Here is a 17,371-nt window from a genome sequence, read left to right as displayed (position 1 = left end):
TGTGTTTGTCAAAGCAAAGCTCGCCAAAGTAAACTGTTTGTTGGTTTTGTTATATCAGTGTGTGAAAGAAGGGAGCATTATGATTCAACAAGTCATTGAGACTAAGCTGCAAGATACATTTCAACCCAATTATTTGCAGGTTGTGAATGAAAGCTATATGCATAATGTGGCACCCGGCTCAGAGAGTCACTTTAAAGTAGTGATTGTTACTTCGAGCTTTGAAGGGCAACGTTTGATTATGCGCCACCGTCAAGTCAATCAGACGTTGTCGGAAGAGTTAAGCAACCATATTCATGCTCTAGCGATACATACTTACACACCACAAGAGTGGGATGAGTTGAAGAAAAAAGCACCAGATAGTCCGATGTGCTTGGGGGGATAGTGATGAGCTAAGGGCTCATTAATTGCTCTTATTTTGGATGATTGTTTAACAATTTTAATACAGCTGCCATTCTGTAAAGGGGCTGAAAACAATTTTTTTCAAAAAAAATCGCAAAAAATAACCCTTATATTCAGGTGGTGAAAATAATTGTGCGACATATCAAAATAATGATTATTAATGCGCCTTTTAAACGAATTTGTGCCCAAATAAAATCACGAATCTAGAGATCTTGAATGGCATCGTATTCGTAAAAGGTGCTAAACTACCGCCCTTGATAAATCTCATCTCAAATCTGTAATGTGATTTTTAAAAGTATGTTGCGCTTTTGGTGATTAAATAACCAAGGCGGACAGATATAATAATGTCGTGTCTAGAGACGGTTTAGTTTTGTCATTACACACTTCCAGTAGAAGTACGGATGACCACCGCCTCCAATTTGCGCAATGAATGAATCTTTTTCCCGATAAAGTAGTGCAAGTGCGTATGATTACAATAAAAAAGGGTTTGGACCTTCCTATCGCAGGAACTCCTTCCCAGGTGATTAATGATGGCAAAGCCATCAACAAAGTCGCCTTGCTTGGCGAAGAGTACGTCGGCATGCGTCCTACTATGCATGTTCGCGTAGGTGATGAAGTAAAGAAAGCTCAAGTTCTTTTTGAAGATAAGAAGAATCCGGGAGTGAAATTTACTTCACCGGTCAGCGGTAAAGTTGTTGAAATTAATCGTGGTGCAAAACGTGTACTTCAGTCTGTAGTGATTGAAGTTGCAGGTGATGACCAAGTGACGTTCGACAAGTTTGAAGCGAATCAATTAGGAAGTCTTGACCGCGAAGCGGTGAAAACTCAACTGGTCGATTCTGGTCTTTGGACATCGCTGCGTACTCGTCCGTTCAGCAAGGTTCCTGCAGTTGATTCGACGACTAAGGCTATTTTTGTTTCTGCCATGGATACTAATCCATTAGCAGCAGAGCCGACGGTTATCATCAACGACAATTCGGAAGCCTTCGTTGCTGGTCTTGATGTACTTTCAGCTTTGACTGAAGGTAAGGTGTACGTTTGTAAAAAAGGTACCAGCTTACCACGCTCAACTCAGTCTAATGTTGAAGAACATGTCTTTGACGGCCCTCACCCAGCAGGTTTAGCTGGTACACACATGCATTTCCTGCATCCTGTAAATGCAGAAAATGTGGCATGGTACATTAACTACCAGGACGTTATCGCTGTCGGTAAATTGTTCCTTACTGGTGAGTTATACAGCGAGCGTGTTATTTCTCTTGCTGGCCCTGTCGTAAATAATCCTCGATTAATCCGTACTGTAATAGGTGCAAGCCTAGAGCAATTGACGGATAGCGAAATGATGCCTGGCGAAGTTCGCGTGATCTCTGGTTCAGTACTAACAGGTACTAAAGCTTCAGGTCCACACGCTTACTTAGGTCGTTACCACTTACAGGTTTCTGTTCTTCGCGAAGGTCGTGAGAAAGAACTGTTTGGTTGGGCAATGCCTGGTAAGAACAAGTTCTCTGTTACTCGCTCATTCTTAGGTCACTTATTCAAAGGTCAGTTGTTCAACATGACAACGACGACTAACGGTAGTGATCGCGCAATGGTGCCAATTGGTAACTATGAAAAAGTTATGCCGCTAGATATGGAGCCAACTCTGTTGCTTCGTGATCTGTGTGCTGGTGACACTGATAGTGCAGTACGCCTTGGCGCATTGGAACTTGATGAAGAAGATCTAGCATTGTGTACCTTTGTATGTCCTGGTAAATACGAGTACGGTCCGTTACTTCGTGAATGCCTCGATAAGATTGAGAAAGAAGGGTAATTTTCATGGGCCTTAAAAAGTTTCTTGAAGACATCGAGCATCACTTTGAACCAGGTGGTAAACACGAGAAATGGTTTGCTTTGTATGAAGCTGCTGCGACTCTGTTTTACACGCCAGGTCTTGTGACAAAGCGAGGCGCTCATGTCCGTGATAGCGTTGATTTAAAACGTATCATGATCATGGTTTGGTTAGCTGTGTTCCCAGCAATGTTCTGGGGTATGTATAACGCAGGTGGCCAGGCTATCTCTGCACTTCATCACTTGTACGCAAGTGATCAACTTGCAACCATCGTTGATGGCAACTGGCATTACTGGCTGACTGAAATGCTAGGCGGCACTATGTCGTCTGATGCAGGTTGGGGCAGTAAAATTCTGTTAGGTGCAACTTACTTCCTTCCAATTTATGCAACAGTATTTATTGTTGGTGGTTTCTGGGAAGTATTGTTCTGTATGGTGCGTAAGCACGAAGTAAACGAAGGTTTCTTTGTAACTTCGATTCTTTTCGCATTGATCGTTCCACCAACGCTTCCTCTATGGCAAGCAGCGCTAGGTATCACCTTCGGTGTTGTTGTGGCGAAAGAAATCTTTGGTGGTACTGGTCGTAACTTCCTAAACCCAGCTCTAGCAGGTCGTGCATTCTTATTCTTTGCATACCCAGCGCAAATCTCTGGTGATTTAGTTTGGACCGCTGCGGACGGTTTCTCAGGCGCAACTGCTCTTAGTCAATGGACTCAAGGTGGTAGCGGTGCTCTGATGAATGCTGCAACAGGTCAAGCAATCACTTGGATGGATGCATTCATTGGTAATATTCCAGGTTCAATTGGTGAAGTGTCTACGCTTGCTCTAGCAATCGGTGCGGCATTCATTGTTTACATGGGTATTGCTTCATGGCGCATTATCGCTGGTGTGATGATCGGTATGATTGCTCTTTCTACGTTGTTCAACGTGATTGGTTCTGACACCAACATGATGTTCAACATGCCTTGGCATTGGCACCTAGTTCTAGGTGGTTTCGCATTCGGTATGTTCTTCATGGCAACGGACCCAGTATCTGCGTCGTTTACAGATAAAGGTAAGTGGGCATACGGTATTTTGATTGGTGCTATGTGTGTACTAATCCGTGTGGTTAACCCTGCATACCCAGAAGGCATGATGCTAGCGATTCTATTCGCTAACCTATTTGCTCCTCTGTTCGACCATATTGTGGTAGAGAAAAACATCAAGCGGAGATTATCGCGCTATGGCAAGTAATAACGATAGCATTAAGAAAACGCTGTTTGTTGTTATCGCATTGAGCCTAGTGTGCTCAATCATTGTATCGACAGCGGCTGTTGGCCTGCGAGACAAGCAAAAAGCGAATGCTCTGCTTGATAAGCAAAGCAAAATCGTTCAAGTAGCAGGTATCACTGAACAAGGTAAGATTCCAGAGTTGTACTCTAAGTACATTGAACCTCGTCTTATTGACCTTGACAGTGGCGACTTTGTTAAAGGTGATGCAACAACTTTTGATCAGCGTAAAGCTGCAAAAACTCCTAGTGAATCAGTAAAACTGTCTCCTGAGGAAGATGTTGCAAAAATCCTTCGCCGCTCAAACACAAGTGTTGTTTACCTTGTGAAAGATGGTGACAAAGTATCTAAAGTAATTTTACCCGTTCATGGTAACGGCCTATGGTCTATGATGTATGCATTTGTAGCTGTGGAAACCGACGGTAACACAGTTGCTGGTATTACATACTACGAACAAGGCGAAACTCCTGGATTGGGTGGTGAAGTTGAAAACCCTAACTGGCGTGCTCAATTCGTAGGTAAGAAACTGTTCGACGAGAACCACAAACCTGCAATTAAAGTTGTAAAAGGTGGCGCACCACAAGGTTCTGAGCATGGTGTTGATGCCTTATCAGGTGCAACATTAACCAGTAACGGTGTTCAACACACATTCGACTTCTGGTTAGGTGATATGGGCTTTGGTCCATTCCTAGCAAAAGTTCGTGACGGAGGTCTGAACTAATGTCTAGCGCAAAAGATATTAAAAAGAGTGTGTTAGCGCCTGTATTGGATAACAACCCAATCGCGCTACAAGTTCTTGGTGTTTGTTCTGCTCTTGCAGTAACGACCAAGCTTGAAACGGCTTTTGTTATGACTCTAGCGGTAATGTTTGTAACGGCTTTGTCTAACTTTTTCGTTTCTCTTATTCGCAACCACATTCCTAGTAGTGTACGTATCATCGTACAGATGGCGATCATTGCATCGTTAGTAATTGTGGTAGACCAAATCTTGAAGGCGTATCTATACGATATCTCTAAACAGCTTTCAGTTTTCGTTGGTCTTATCATTACTAACTGTATCGTAATGGGCCGTGCTGAAGCGTTCGCTATGAAGTCTGCTCCGATTCCTTCTTTAATTGATGGTATTGGTAACGGTTTGGGTTATGGTTTCGTTCTTATCACTGTTGGCTTCTTCCGCGAGTTGTTTGGCTCTGGCAAGTTGTTTGGTATGGAAGTTCTACCGTTAGTTAGAGATGGTGGTTGGTACCAGCCAAATGGTTTAATGCTATTAGCACCTTCGGCTTTCTTCCTGATCGGATTTATGATTTGGGCGATTCGTACCTTCAAGCCTGAACAAGTAGAAGCGAAGGAGTAAGGTTGTCATGGAACATTATATTAGTTTGATGGTGAAATCGATTTTCATCGAGAACATGGCACTGTCTTTCTTCTTAGGTATGTGTACCTTCTTGGCGGTATCGAAGAAAGTTAAGACATCATTTGGTCTAGGTATTGCGGTAACAGTGGTATTAACCATCTCTGTTCCTGTGAACAACCTAGTTTACAACCTAGTTCTTAAACCAGATGCGCTTGCTGAAGGTGTGGATTTAAGTTTCCTTAACTTCATTACCTTTATCGGTGTAATCGCTGCATTAGTACAGATTCTAGAAATGATCTTAGACCGTTTCTTCCCGCCTCTGTACAACGCGTTAGGTATCTTCCTTCCATTGATCACAGTTAACTGTGCAATCTTTGGTGGTGTATCTTTCATGGTTCAGCGTGATTACAATTTCGCAGAGTCTGTAGTTTATGGTTTCGGTTCAGGTTTGGGCTGGATGCTAGCTATCGTCGCTCTTGCAGGTATCCGTGAGAAAATGAAGTATTCAGACGTGCCTCCGGGTCTACGTGGTCTAGGTATTACCTTTATCACTGCTGGTCTAATGGCGCTTGGCTTTATGTCATTCTCTGGTGTTCAACTGTAAGACGGGTAAACCGCAACAATTAAGGAATAGTCAATGGACATTATTCTTGGTGTAGTGATGTTTACTCTGATTGTTCTAGCGCTAGTTCTAGTGATTCTATTCGCTAAATCTAAGCTAGTACCAACAGGTGACATTACAATCTCAATCAATGGCGATGCAGACAAATCGATCGTTACTTCTCCAGGCGGCAAGCTTCTTGGCGCATTGGCGAATTCTGGCGTATTCGTGTCATCGGCATGTGGTGGCGGTGGCTCTTGTGGTCAGTGTCGCGTAAAAATTAAATCTGGCGGTGGTGATATTCTACCGACCGAGCTTGACCACATTACTAAAGGTGAAGCTCGTGAAGGTGAACGTCTAGCGTGTCAGGTTGCAGTGAAAGCTGACATGGAGATCGAACTTCCAGAAGAGATCTTCGGTGTTAAGAAGTGGGAATGTACTGTTATCTCTAACGATAACAAAGCGACATTCATTAAAGAGCTTAAGCTACAAATTCCAGATGGCGAATCAGTACCTTTCCGTGCTGGTGGTTACATCCAGATTGAAGCTCCTGCTCACCACGTAAAATACGCGGATTACGATGTACCTGAAGAGTACCGTGGCGACTGGGACAAGTTTAACCTGTTCCGCTACGAGTCTAAGGTAGATGAAGATATCATTCGTGCATACTCTATGGCGAACTACCCTGAAGAGTTCGGCATTATTATGCTAAACGTACGTATCGCGACTCCGCCGCCAAATAATCCAAACGTACCGCCGGGTCAAATGTCTTCGTACATTTGGTCTCTAAAAGCTGGTGATAAATGTACGATTTCTGGTCCATTTGGTGAGTTCTTCGCGAAAGATACAGATGCTGAAATGGTATTTGTGGGTGGTGGTGCTGGTATGGCTCCAATGCGTTCACACATCTTCGATCAGCTAAAACGTCTGAAATCCAAGCGTAAGATGTCTTACTGGTACGGTGCTCGTTCTAAGCGTGAAATGTTCTACGTGGAAGACTTTGACGGCCTAGCGGCTGAGAATGACAACTTCGTATGGCACTGTGCGCTATCTGACCCGCAACCAGAAGATAACTGGGATGGTTACACAGGCTTCATCCACAACGTATTGTATGAAAACTATCTGAAGGATCACGAAGCTCCTGAAGATTGTGAATACTACATGTGTGGTCCACCGATGATGAACGCAGCTGTTATCGGCATGCTGAAAGATCTTGGTGTAGAAGATGAAAACATCTTGTTGGATGACTTCGGTGGTTAATCTCCGCTAAGCGTCTGATTTAATGGCTGACTCATTTGAGTCAGCCATAATTTTTTGAAGTTTGTATAGAGAATCTCGTAAGGTTTATGTGCTGAATAACACATGGATTCTCTATATCTACTTATCTCTATAGGAGTAAACAAGTGAAAACTTGGCTTGTTGCATTAGCTTCTTTATTGCTTTTAGCTGGTTGTGAAAAACCAGTCGAGCAAGTTCATTTAAGCGGCCCAACGATGGGCACCACATACAACATTAAGTATCTTCAACAAGATGGTATTCCGTCTTCTGAAGACTTGCACAAAGAGATCGATCGCTTACTTGAAGAAGTAAACGACCAGATGTCAACGTACCGTAAAACGTCAGAGCTGAGCCGTTTTAACCAGTTTCAAGAGACCACTCCATTTGAAGTTTCACCTCAGACGGCAACAGTGGTGCGTGAAGCGATTCGTCTTAACGGAGTGACGTTAGGAGCTCTTGATGTCACTGTAGGCCCATTGGTTAACTTGTGGGGATTTGGCCCAGAAGCGCGTCCAGAAGTGGTTCCTACCGACGAAGAGTTGGCAGAGCGTAAAGCGAACATCGGTATTGAGCATTTGAGTGTTGAAGGCAACAAGCTGAGTAAAGACCTTCCTCATTTGTACGTAGACCTTTCGACGATTGCCAAAGGTTGGGGTGTAGATGTGGTTGCTGACTATATTGAATCTCAGGGCGTTGCTAACTACATGGTGGAAGTGGGTGGTGAAATCCGTTTGAAAGGTGTCAATCGTGAAGGTGTCGGCTGGCGTATCGCGGTAGAAAAACCGACAGTGGATGAACGCACGATTCAAGAAGTCATTGAACCGGGTGACTATGCAATTGCTACCTCTGGTGATTACCGTAACTACTTTGAGCGTGATGGTGTGCGTTACTCGCATATTATTAATCCTCAAACAGGGCGCCCAATTAACAACCGTGTTGTCTCGGTCACTGTATTAGATAAATCTTGTATGACAGCGGATGGTCTTGCAACGGGGTTAATGGTGCTAGGCGAAGCCAAAGGCATTGAGATCGCAGAGCAAAAAAACATTCCTGTGTTTATGATTGTGAAAACGGATGACGGTTTTGAAGAGATCTCTTCAAGCGCATTCAAACCATTCTTAAACCGCAAATAGCAGAAGTGAGTTTGTCATTATGAGTACGTTTCTGATTACTTTCGGCGTCTTTCTGGCTGTTATCGCAGCAATGGCTGTCGGCTATATTTTCCAGAAAAAAGTCGTCAAAGGCAGTTGTGGCGGATTAGGTGCAGTTGGCATTGAGAAAGTGTGTAATTGTCCTGAGCCATGTGACGCACGCAAAAAGCGAGAAGCTCGTGAAGCGGCAAGAGCTGAGAAATTGGCTGCTTGGGAAAAAGACCGCATCGCGTAAACACGTGTCAGCAGTTTTGATTAAAAAGGGTTCTATCGTTATTAGATAGAACCGTTTTTGTTTGAGTATGGCTTTAAGGAACTAGATTTAAGGCGTTAGATTCTAGGCGTTAACCAGTTGGTTTCGTCCACCTTCTTTGGCATTGTACAGTCGCATATCCGCGACTTTTATCTGTTGGTCAAGGGTACCTTTCATGGATGTGGCACCAATGCTGATGGTGTATTTGATTACTTGGCCTTGATGTTCAACCTGATCAGCTTCAATACATCGACGCATTCGTTCAAGCTGCTTACAGAATTTCTCGAACTCACCGTCATAGTGAATGCAGAACTCTTCGCCACCAAATCGGGCAACTGTTTGATCACCGAAAAAGGCCTTGAGAATACCTGAGATGTGAGTCAAAGCGGCGTCGCCACCATCGTGACCGTAGTTATCATTGACCTTTTTAAAGAAGTCGATATCAAGCATCGCAATGCAGCGTTCGGCTTCATTTTTACCAACGGTGTCGAATAAGTAACGGCGATTCCACAGACCTGTTAGCGCGTCCTGGTTGGCAAGTTTAAACAGTTCCTTTGTCGCTTCCTGCATGTTAAGCAGTTGGTTTACGCGACAAAACAGTTCTTCCTGATTAAAAGGCTTATGCAAGAAGTCATTAGCACCCGCTTTTAAATACTGAGCAGTGATGGTTTTATCGTCTGAACCAGATAACCCAAGAATCGAAATACCATCGTGAGCAGAGTGACGGCGAATTTCGCGAATCATCTCAAGCCCAGTCATTTCAGGCATATAGTTGTCACTGATGATAAGGCTGATGTCAGGATTTTCAGTCAGTTTTTGCAGTGCTTCCTCACCATTGCCTGCTTGAGTCGTGCGAATGTATTGCGATTCTAGTAGCTGACAAATGGTACGGCGAATCATGGTGCTGTCATCAACAACCAGTGCATGATGAAACTGGTTGTTCTTAATTCGTTTAGCAAACGGGATGACGTATTGCACCGAGCTTAGGCTGTCTTTAAGAATGTAATCGAGGACACCCTTCTTCAGAAATTCTTGTCGAGTTTCTTGCTCGAATTTAGCGGTAAGTACGACGACTTTTAGATTTCTGCTCAATAAGAGATCGATGATCACTCCATCTTCAGCATCAATAAGGTGGTAACACGACACGACAAAGGCGAAGTCAGTTCGCTGCTCAAGCACTTGCTTGCTTTGTACGAGATCCTCACACACAGTGACCTCGAACCCTAGCTCTGAAAGATGAGTGCTAAGGTAGTTACGAAAAATGCGACTGCCATCTATAACGAGTACAGAGTTGCTTGAACGATTCACGATAGCTTTGCCTTGATTGAAATCGATGCCGATTGATGGTTTTTTAACAGGGTGCCTTTTATACATGAGAACAGAATTGGCATATGTAGGAATAAGATGATTAATTGACAGACTGTGTCGGTATTTTGTCAGGGTAAGAAAGTTGTTTTCGTTTTGCTTAAATTGGTTCTACAATGACTGTGTTTATATACAGTTATCTGGTGGCATGTGGAACAAGAATCGACGAGAAAAATCATTCATATTGATATGGATTGTTTTTATGCCGCAGTAGAGATGCGTGATAACCCGCAATATCGCGGCAGGCCGTTAGCTGTCGGTGGGCATGAGAAACAAAGAGGGGTGCTGAGTACCTGTAATTATGAGGCGCGCAAATTTGGCGTCCGTTCTGCTATGCCAACGGCTCAAGCTTTGAAGTTGTGTCCTCAGCTCTTAGTGGTGCCCGGTAGAATGTCGGTATATAAAGATGTATCACGTAAAATTCACGCTATTTTCCAGCGCTATACCTCAATCATTGAACCGCTATCCTTAGATGAAGCTTTTCTGGATGTTACCGATGTCGAACTCTGCCATGGAAGTGCCACGTTGATCGCTCAGGCAATTCGCAGAGACATTTGGAATGAGCTTGAGTTGACGGCATCAGCGGGCGTCGCACCGATAAAATTCTTGGCAAAAGTCGCTTCTGATATCAATAAGCCTAACGGTCAGTTTGTGGTTACGCCGGAAGAGGTACAATCTACCGTTGATAAGCTGCCGCTAGAGAAAATTCCCGGAGTCGGGAAGGTGAGTTTAGAAAAGCTACATCAAGCTGGGTTTTATCTTTGCGAAGACATCAAGCATAGTGACTACCGCGAGTTACTGAGAAAGTTTGGCCGTTTAGGTGCGTCGTTATGGAAAAAGAGCCACGGGATTGATAATCGCGAAGTTATTGTAGAACGAGAGCGCAAGTCTGTCGGTGTAGAACGTACTTTCAGCCAGAATATTTCGACTTATGAAGAGTGTTGGCAAATCATCGAGGGTAAACTGTTTCCTGAGCTGGATATCCGCTTAGCAAAAGCGAGTCCGGATAAAGCGATCATTAAGCAGGGTATTAAGGTGAAATTTGCAGACTTTCAGCTTACGACCATAGAACATATCCACCCACAATTAGAGCTGGATGATTTCAGACAGTTGCTCAGTGATGTTCTCAAACGTCAAAAGGGGCGAGAGATCCGCTTGCTAGGACTGTCAGTGATGTTAAAACCAGAAGAACAATCTAAGCAGCTCAGTTTCTTTTAAGCTTTTTTCTATAGTCTGATTTAGCTTAAGATACCCGAGTATTTAAGCGTTCCATTTACTCTATATCCTCAACTCTAAGCGCTTTGAGCACAATAACTGACACGGCACTAACGTATCACTAATCAACCTCCGATATTGTTAAGCAAAATTTAATTTTTAAAGGTCAACTGGCCTGAGAGACAGGTATGAAAAAGACAATTTTAATCGCTTCTTTATTGTGTAGCTCTTCTGTTTGGGCTGCTCAGTGTAAAATCGACGTGCAAAATGAAGTTCATCTAAGTGGTTCCAGTGTTGAAATACATACAACCCGTGGTGATACTGCTGTGATGGACGAGAGTAATCGTCTCTATCTTCATGGCGAACAAATTGAGTTGGACGGTTCTCAACAACAAGCGATCCAATCTTATCGAGAAAGTGTCAGTTCAGCTGTTCCCCGTGCGAAAGAGCTGGCTCAGAAAGGAATGGATGTCGCCAGTGACCTACTAGACGATGTAGCAGCAAGCCTTGATGCACCTAATGCATTTGAAGGTGTTAAACAGTCTATGAAAGATTTTTTTGCTGACGTAGAAAGCCGTTATTACCAAGGTGGAGATTTCGTTTTACCTGCTAATACCTTTGAATCTATGACTCAGCAATGGCAACAAGATTTTGAAAAAGCAAAAGCGATGTTTAGTCAGGAGTTTTTCTCGAGTGCGTTTGATGCCGTATCTGAAAAGATGAAACAGGATGGTGGGATAAACCTGACCGAACTGGGCAACACCATGAGTGAACTGACTGCTAAGTTCGAAGCCCGCTTGAGAGAGCATGAGGCTACGGTAGAAAAAGAAGGCAAAGAACTGTGTGAATCTCTTGATGATATTGTTGAGCAGGAGCAAGAATTGCACAAAAAGATACCTGAACTAAAGAATTACCAAGTCTTTACGATCTAAACTAAGAGAGCGCATCAAGCGCTCTTTTTTTTACTTTGTTCTATTTGAAGGTGAGATGATTTTTAACAATGTGAGTGTTCGTTGGATAAGTGTCTTAACCGCGGTATCTGTGGTTGTTTGCTTCGTTGCCTGCTACTTAGCGTTTAAGTATTTGTGGACTTATGATCGTCAAGTCACACAAGCTGAGGAACTACAGAGAGAAGAGATTGAACGAGTCGAAACCGTTATTGATATTACTAAGATTAAACTTGGTGATTCGATAGTGGATTATGCGGCTTGGGACGATATGGTTGAGTTTATCCGTTCTCCAAATGAAGAATTTGTCGAAAGCGGCATTGGTGCGCACTCATATACATCACAACTTATTAATGGTTTTTTTGTCTTTGCAGCAGATAAAACCTTCGTATGGGGAAAAACACTTGATATCGAGACGAACCATCTCGTTGATGATGAGCGTTATACTCAGTATTTCCCAACAATTCTTCATCAGGCGGAGCTGCTTGATACCAATTTTGTAAAAGCGATTGTGCACTTCATTGTGATTGATAATGAACCATACTTTGCCGCCGCCTCCCGCGTTTGTAATAGTGACGCGTCCGGTTGTGATAAAGGTTACATTATCTTTTTCAAAAAACTCTCTGATCACTTCTCTCAGCAGATAAATAAAGCCACTGGTATTCAGATCGAAATCCTAGTTAACGAGAGTAATACTCAAACGTTTGAGCCTTCTGAAAATATATCCTACATCACTAAGTTAGATTACGACGCTGGCTCCAGTGTAGTTATTAAGGTGTTTCACCATGTGAAAATTCCAAGCTTTATTGTTTGGCAGGAAGTGTTTGCCTTGCTGGCATTCTCTATCATGTTCTATTTCATTAATCTTTTGCTGGCTAAGTCTTTAGTGAAGCCAATCACTAACGCCAATCTGGTGTTAGAGAAGTTTCAAGCACAAGGTGGTTTCATCCCCGATGAGTCTTATTTCATTTCAAAAGAGATGAAAGGGTTTGCTCGAACTATCAATAAAATCATGAATGATTTAGAGGCAAGCCGGCGAGAGCTACGCTGGCAGTCTGAGCACGACCCTCTTACAGAGCTTTCTAACCGCCGCCATTTAAACAGCCGTCTGACGGCTTTTATAAATGACTATCACTTTAGTCATATTTCGCTCTATTTGGTGGATGTCGATTACTTCAAATTGTACAACGATAACCTGAGCCATATGGATGGTGACAATGCCTTGAAGGCTGTTGCTAAGGCGCTGGATGCTGTTGAGTACAACGGAGACAAGATCGTTGCTCGCTTTGGTGGTGAAGAGTTTTGCGTGGTATTGGCCAGTGATGGGCCTATTAACCTAAGTGAACATGCACAGAAGCTAAAAGACGCAGTTTCCAATTTGAAGATACCTCATCCATTTATCCCTATAGCGGGGCGAGAATACTTATCTATTAGCATTGGTGGAGTACAAATAGATAAACCCAGCATGGCTTATTTTCAAGAAATGTTTCATCAGGCTGATCAGGCACTGTATTCAGCAAAGAGAAAAGGTAGAGATCAGTACGTTGTACAACAATTTAACAAACATTCCGTTCGTTTAGTCGGTGTAAATTAATTATTACGTAATAAATACTAAATATTTGTCTATTAAAGCAGCAAACTGTACTGGTGTTTATTGTGTCACTAGTCAATTTCATTTAATGTACTAGTCAACTAGTTTAGTGATATTTGTGAGTAGTAATGGCATCGAGTAATACCCGCGAAACTTTTGGCTCACGCCTTGGGTTTGTTTTGGCCGCAGCAGGTGCTGCAGTTGGCCTTGGAAATATTTGGGGTTTCCCCACTCAGGCAGCCAGTAATGGCGGTGGCGCATTCCTGTTAGTCTATTTGGTTCTCATTTTAGTGGTTGCGTTTCCTATGCTGGTGGTCGAAATGGCGATTGGACGTTCAGGTCAAGCAAACCCTGTTGATAGTATGCGTTCACTTACGCCTAATCCTATGGCTAAAAAAGCTGGTGCCTTAGTGGGTTGGCTAGGTCTTAGCGTTCCAAGCGCAGTATTAGCGTTTTATAGCATTGTTGGTGGGTGGATAATTTGCTTTATGCTCGGCGCTATCACCGATGTGCTGGGTATGGAAAGTGCGACTGCTTGGTTTAAAGGTTTTAGTGTTGAACGTAACTTATTCGGCACTTTGGTTTTCTATGTTCTTACTATCTTGATTGTTCAAGGTGGTGTGAAACAAGGTATCGAAAAGTGGTCAACTCGCTTAATGCCTGCATTGTTCGTTTTATTTGGTGTTCTGTTCATTTACATCATGATGCAACCAGGCGCTATTCAAGGCCTGCAACATTATCTGGTTCCGGATTTTGACAAGATTTTTGATCGCAAAATGATCTTGGCTGCGATGGGGCAGGGATTCTTCTCTTTGACCATTGGTGGCTGCTCAATGCTAATTTACGGCTCTTACTTAAGTAAGAAAGAGAATCTGCCGAAAATGGCGATGAACGTGACGTTAGTGGATACCGGTGTTGCTTTTATTGCTGGTCTTGTCGTTCTTCCTGCCATGTTTGTTGCAATGAACAAAGGTGTTCAGATATACGCAGAAGATGGTTCGCTACTGAGTTCAGATACTTTAGTCTTTACAGTTCTACCATTAATGTTTGATAGCCTAGGCTTATTAGGGCAGCTATTTGCAATCGTGTTCTTCTTGTTATTGACGATTGCTGCGCTAACTTCTTCGATCTCTATGTTGGAATGTCCTGTCGCTCTGGTTTCAGAACGCTTTAACACTAAACGTACACCAACCAGTTGGGTATTAGGCGGACTGATTGCTCTGTTTAGTGTGGTGATTGTTTACAACTTTGGCCAACTGTTTGGCTTAGTGGCCACTACGGCTACGCAATACTTGCAACCGACCGCTGCATTGATGTTCTGTTTGTTTGGTGGCTGGGTATGGAATCGTAATGCTAAGCTCAAAGAATTGGAGCAAGGCTTCCCGGAATTCCGTCAAAGCACGTTTGGAAAAATCTGGCCTTGGTATGTGAAGTTTGTCTGCCCAATTTTAGTGGCAACAGTTATCTGGGCGTCGTTTGGTTAGTCCAAGCCGAAACAAAAAACCTTGGTAGAGATACCAAGGTTTTTTTATGCATGAAAATGAGAGTCTATATTTTCTCGTTATTCCGAGGGTGATGGTGGCATTATTTGCCCCGTGGTGAGTGGCTCTAAATCCACTTCGATAAACTCTTCAATGAAATCACCAACCAGTTGTTCAACCATGTCGTCATTTTGAGTGAAGTAAGCGAGGTGGAATACAGCATCACCTTCATTCACTAAAGGTAGTGTCTGCTGACCGATTACAATACCGCCTTTGTTGGCTTTGACTTCAACTTCGACGTTGCCCAAAGGTGAGTTGATGTAAGCCAATACTTGGCCTTTTTCTACACGATCGCCGAGTGACACTACGGTACGTAAGATACCGTCTGCTTCGGCTCGTAACCAACTGGTCGATTTTGCGATCACTGAGCTTGGCAGTTTTTTGCGGCTGGCGCGCAGCATACCAATAGTTTGCATCACGCGTTTTACACCAACGACACCAGCACTGATCGCAATAGGCTCAAAACGAAGCGCTTCACCAGCTTCATAAGTCAGTACTGTGATACCGGATTTTTCTGCTTCACTACGTAGAGAGCCCATTCTGAGCGGGGAATCCAAAATTACTGGTGTCGCGAAAGCTTGTGCAATACGCAGTGTTTCTGGATTGCTTAAGTCTGCTCGAATCTGAGGGAGGTTTGTTCTGTGAATCGCACCAGTGTGCAGGTCTATGATGTAATCACATTTCAACGCGACTTGAGAAAAGAAGATGTGTGCCATTCTTGAAGCCAGCGATCCGCTGTCACTGCCGGGGAAGCAGCGGTTTAAGTCGCGCCTGTCTGGTAAGTAACGTGACTTATGAATAAAGCCGAAGACGTTCACGATAGGTACGGTAATAAGAGTACCTTTGAGCTTAGTAGGATCGATGGAATTGATAAGTTGTCTTACGATCTCAACACCATTGAGTTCGTCACCATGGATGGCGGCGTTAACCATAAGCACCGGGCCCGGTGAAGCGCCATGAATGATTTCTATAGGAATGGAAAGGGGCGAATGAGTATAGAGTTTCGCACCTTCCAGTTCGATGACTTGTTTGGTTGCTGGGGGAATTTTCTCCCCCAGAAATTCGTATGCTGTATTCTTATATTTTCTAGCCTTTACCACGTGTTCTTGTCCTTTTACTTGCCGCATTTTTTTCTAGAAATTCGACAATCATACCGGCGATATCTTTTCCGGTTGCAGCTTCAATGCCTTCTAAGCCTGGCGAAGAGTTTACTTCCATGACCAAAGGTCCTCTTGCAGAACGAAGTAAATCAACACCAGCGACATTGAGTCCCATGATTTTAGCGGCTTCAATAGCTGTTTTACGTTCTTGTGGTGTGATCTTAATCAGTGATGCTGAACCACCACGGTGAAGGTTAGAACGGAACTCGCCTTCAGCCCCTTGTCGCTTCATTGCTGCGATAACTTTATCACCAATGACGAAACAGCGAATATCCGCGCCGCCAGCTTCTTTAATATATTCTTGAACCATGATGTTCGCTTTCAGGCCCATAAAGGCTTCGATAACACTTTCTGCTGCTTTACGAGTTTCGGCAAGAACAACACCGATCCCTTGAGTCCCTTCTAGTAGTTTAATCACCACAGGTGCGCCGCCAACCATGTCTAGTAGGTCTTTAACATCATCTGGCTTGCTTGCGAAACCTGTAATTGGCATACCAATGCCTTTACGAGATAGCAGTTGCATTGAGCGTAACTTATCTCTTGAGCGACTGATCGCGACAGATTCGTTGGCTGGGTAGACACCCATCATTTCGAACTGACGTAATACCGCTGTACCATAAAAGGTAACTGACGCGCCAATTCGAGGAATAACCGCATCAAATCCTGCCAGTTCTTCACCTTTAAAATGGATTTCAGGTTTGTCTGAATTGATATTCATGTAACAACGTAAAGCATCAATCACTTTTACTTCGTGCCCTCGTTGCTTACAAGCTTCGATTAATCGCTTGGTTGAATATAGCGAAGAGTTGCGTGACAGAATACCAATTTTCATAACTTGGGTGCCTCAAAAGGAATTAAAAACGATGCTGTTGGATCAACAACAATCCTATGGTGCATCGCGGTGCGACCTAAAAGCATGCGGAATGCCATATTTTCTCTATTGGTTAATGTAATTTCCGCAGGCCACGTTTGTCCGCCTAAACTGATGTCGGACTTAATAACGTAACGAGATTCTTCATGACCACCTGAGTCTCGTACTGTTCTCTCTTCTATTACTTCAGCCTCACAAACTACCACAGTATCCACATCATGTTGATTTGGGTGAATCCAGAAGCGAACCCAAAGTTTATCTTCTTTAGTAAAGCTCTCTAACTTAAATGCGTGTAAGCAAGATGTGCGGGCTCCGGTATCGATTTTCGCTTTAATTTTTTCAATACCTAACCCTGGAAGGCTAAGTCTCTCTCGCCATCCGACAGTCATTTTTTCTTTCATCGCAGTATCTTAGTGTTTTGTTTGGAATTTACTTAAGGCTGAAATGAAGTACAGCCCACAAAAGAGGTAATACCTTGAATAGAGTGTGGTGAACTTCTCTGGGAACTTCAAGGACGCGCACTCTAACAGTAGTGATTATTCTCTCGCTAATG

At 43.4% G+C, this 17,371-nt stretch carries 17 protein-coding genes; 13 read left to right on the top strand and 4 right to left on the bottom strand.

The window, feature by feature from the left end; all coding sequences use genetic code 11:
* The first annotated feature begins 79 nt into the window (after positions 1–79).
* From L3V23_RS03715 to nqrM, 9 genes are all read left to right on the top strand, one after another.
* Positions 80–382 (top strand): BolA/IbaG family iron-sulfur metabolism protein, encoded by a 303-nt coding sequence (locus tag L3V23_RS03715; protein ID WP_237291917.1) that lies wholly within the window; start codon positions 80–82, stop codon positions 380–382.
* Positions 383–865: 483 nt separating this feature from the next.
* Positions 866–2,206, top strand: a complete 1,341-nt coding sequence (locus tag L3V23_RS03710; RefSeq protein ID WP_042480768.1) for a Na(+)-translocating NADH-quinone reductase subunit A — start codon at positions 866–868, stop codon at positions 2,204–2,206.
* Positions 2,207–2,211: 5 nt separating this feature from the next.
* A complete protein-coding gene (locus L3V23_RS03705) occupies positions 2,212–3,456 on the top strand; it encodes an NADH:ubiquinone reductase (Na(+)-transporting) subunit B (RefSeq protein WP_042480219.1) in 1,245 nt (414 codons plus the stop codon).
* Positions 3,446–4,213 (top strand): Na(+)-translocating NADH-quinone reductase subunit C, encoded by a 768-nt coding sequence (locus L3V23_RS03700; RefSeq protein WP_042480217.1) that lies wholly within the window; start codon positions 3,446–3,448, stop codon positions 4,211–4,213. Before L3V23_RS03705 ends, L3V23_RS03700 begins: the two co-directional genes overlap by 11 nt.
* A complete protein-coding gene (locus L3V23_RS03695; RefSeq protein WP_042480215.1) occupies positions 4,213–4,845 on the top strand; it encodes an NADH:ubiquinone reductase (Na(+)-transporting) subunit D in 633 nt (210 codons plus the stop codon). Before L3V23_RS03700 ends, L3V23_RS03695 begins: the two co-directional genes overlap by 1 nt.
* A 7-nt stretch (positions 4,846–4,852) precedes the next feature.
* A complete protein-coding gene (gene nqrE / locus L3V23_RS03690) occupies positions 4,853–5,449 on the top strand; it encodes an NADH:ubiquinone reductase (Na(+)-transporting) subunit E (RefSeq protein ID WP_042480213.1) in 597 nt (198 codons plus the stop codon).
* Positions 5,450–5,482: 33 nt separating this feature from the next.
* Positions 5,483–6,706, top strand: a complete 1,224-nt coding sequence (gene nqrF, locus L3V23_RS03685; RefSeq protein WP_042480211.1) for an NADH:ubiquinone reductase (Na(+)-transporting) subunit F — start codon at positions 5,483–5,485, stop codon at positions 6,704–6,706.
* 143 nt (positions 6,707–6,849) lie between these two features.
* Positions 6,850–7,857: an FAD:protein FMN transferase gene (locus L3V23_RS03680; RefSeq protein WP_237291916.1), complete on the top strand. Its 1,008-nt coding sequence runs from the start codon at positions 6,850–6,852 to the stop codon at positions 7,855–7,857.
* A 19-nt stretch (positions 7,858–7,876) separates the two neighbouring features.
* Positions 7,877–8,110: a (Na+)-NQR maturation NqrM gene (gene nqrM, locus L3V23_RS03675; RefSeq protein WP_042480206.1), complete on the top strand. Its 234-nt coding sequence runs from the start codon at positions 7,877–7,879 to the stop codon at positions 8,108–8,110.
* A gap of 102 nt (positions 8,111–8,212) precedes the next feature.
* On the opposite strand, the gene L3V23_RS03670 is transcribed toward nqrM, so the two are convergent.
* Positions 8,213–9,436 (bottom strand): response regulator, encoded by a 1,224-nt coding sequence (locus L3V23_RS03670; RefSeq protein ID WP_237291915.1) that lies wholly within the window; start codon positions 9,434–9,436, stop codon positions 8,213–8,215.
* A 207-nt stretch (positions 9,437–9,643) separates the two neighbouring features.
* Between L3V23_RS03670 and dinB the strand changes: the two genes are divergently transcribed.
* From dinB to L3V23_RS03650, 4 genes are all read left to right on the top strand, one after another.
* On the top strand, positions 9,644–10,711 hold the full coding sequence (gene dinB / locus L3V23_RS03665) for a DNA polymerase IV (protein WP_255209346.1): 1,068 nt from the start codon (positions 9,644–9,646) through the stop codon (positions 10,709–10,711).
* 185 nt (positions 10,712–10,896) lie between these two features.
* Positions 10,897–11,640, top strand: a complete 744-nt coding sequence (locus L3V23_RS03660) for a YggN family protein (protein ID WP_042480205.1) — start codon at positions 10,897–10,899, stop codon at positions 11,638–11,640.
* Between the two features lie 55 nt (positions 11,641–11,695).
* Positions 11,696–13,249 (top strand): diguanylate cyclase, encoded by a 1,554-nt coding sequence (locus tag L3V23_RS03655; RefSeq protein ID WP_102954354.1) that lies wholly within the window; start codon positions 11,696–11,698, stop codon positions 13,247–13,249.
* 125 nt (positions 13,250–13,374) lie between these two features.
* Positions 13,375–14,730 (top strand): sodium-dependent transporter, encoded by a 1,356-nt coding sequence (locus tag L3V23_RS03650; RefSeq protein ID WP_102963859.1) that lies wholly within the window; start codon positions 13,375–13,377, stop codon positions 14,728–14,730.
* Between the two features lie 77 nt (positions 14,731–14,807).
* Here L3V23_RS03650 and L3V23_RS03645 read toward each other — a convergent pair whose 3' ends face one another.
* The 3 genes from L3V23_RS03645 to L3V23_RS03635 are packed head-to-tail and all read right to left on the bottom strand — an operon-like array spanning position 14,808 to position 17,219.
* Positions 14,808–15,914, bottom strand: coding sequence for a succinylglutamate desuccinylase/aspartoacylase family protein (locus tag L3V23_RS03645; RefSeq protein ID WP_102954352.1), 1,107 nt, complete (start codon positions 15,912–15,914; stop codon positions 14,808–14,810).
* Positions 15,874–16,779 (bottom strand): 30S ribosomal protein S6--L-glutamate ligase, encoded by a 906-nt coding sequence (gene rimK, locus L3V23_RS03640; protein WP_042480199.1) that lies wholly within the window; start codon positions 16,777–16,779, stop codon positions 15,874–15,876. The genes L3V23_RS03645 and rimK overlap by 41 nt, the downstream gene beginning before the upstream one ends.
* Positions 16,776–17,219, bottom strand: a complete 444-nt coding sequence (locus L3V23_RS03635; protein WP_042480196.1) for an ATP-dependent zinc protease — start codon at positions 17,217–17,219, stop codon at positions 16,776–16,778. The genes rimK and L3V23_RS03635 overlap by 4 nt, the downstream gene beginning before the upstream one ends.
* Between the last annotated feature and the right edge of the window lie 152 nt (positions 17,220–17,371).

It is taken from the genome of Vibrio sp. A1-b2, from assembly GCF_021726015.1.
GTDB lineage: Bacteria > Pseudomonadota > Gammaproteobacteria > Enterobacterales > Vibrionaceae > Vibrio > Vibrio diazotrophicus.
This window is presented reverse-complemented; position numbering and strand designations above follow the sequence as displayed.

Excerpts from the sequence above, each read along its gene's own strand:
- L3V23_RS03715 (WP_237291917.1), top strand. The coding sequence starts at position 80 with ATGATTCAACAAGTCATTGAGACTAAGCTGCAAGATACATTTCAACCC.
- L3V23_RS03710 (WP_042480768.1), top strand. The coding sequence starts at position 866 with ATGATTACAATAAAAAAGGGTTTGGACCTTCCTATCGCAGGAACTCCT.
- L3V23_RS03705 (WP_042480219.1), top strand. The coding sequence starts at position 2,212 with ATGGGCCTTAAAAAGTTTCTTGAAGACATCGAGCATCACTTTGAACCA.
- L3V23_RS03700 (WP_042480217.1), top strand. The coding sequence starts at position 3,446 with ATGGCAAGTAATAACGATAGCATTAAGAAAACGCTGTTTGTTGTTATC.
- L3V23_RS03695 (WP_042480215.1), top strand. The coding sequence starts at position 4,213 with ATGTCTAGCGCAAAAGATATTAAAAAGAGTGTGTTAGCGCCTGTATTG.
- nqrE (WP_042480213.1), top strand. The coding sequence starts at position 4,853 with ATGGAACATTATATTAGTTTGATGGTGAAATCGATTTTCATCGAGAAC.
- nqrF (WP_042480211.1), top strand. The coding sequence starts at position 5,483 with ATGGACATTATTCTTGGTGTAGTGATGTTTACTCTGATTGTTCTAGCG.
- nqrM (WP_042480206.1), top strand. The coding sequence starts at position 7,877 with ATGAGTACGTTTCTGATTACTTTCGGCGTCTTTCTGGCTGTTATCGCA.
- L3V23_RS03660 (WP_042480205.1), top strand. The coding sequence starts at position 10,897 with ATGAAAAAGACAATTTTAATCGCTTCTTTATTGTGTAGCTCTTCTGTT.
- L3V23_RS03655 (WP_102954354.1), top strand. The coding sequence starts at position 11,696 with ATGATTTTTAACAATGTGAGTGTTCGTTGGATAAGTGTCTTAACCGCG.
- L3V23_RS03650 (WP_102963859.1), top strand. The coding sequence starts at position 13,375 with ATGGCATCGAGTAATACCCGCGAAACTTTTGGCTCACGCCTTGGGTTT.
- L3V23_RS03645 (WP_102954352.1), bottom strand. The coding sequence starts at position 15,914 with ATGCGGCAAGTAAAAGGACAAGAACACGTGGTAAAGGCTAGAAAATAT.
- rimK (WP_042480199.1), bottom strand. The coding sequence starts at position 16,779 with ATGAAAATTGGTATTCTGTCACGCAACTCTTCGCTATATTCAACCAAG.
- L3V23_RS03635 (WP_042480196.1), bottom strand. The coding sequence starts at position 17,219 with ATGAAAGAAAAAATGACTGTCGGATGGCGAGAGAGACTTAGCCTTCCA.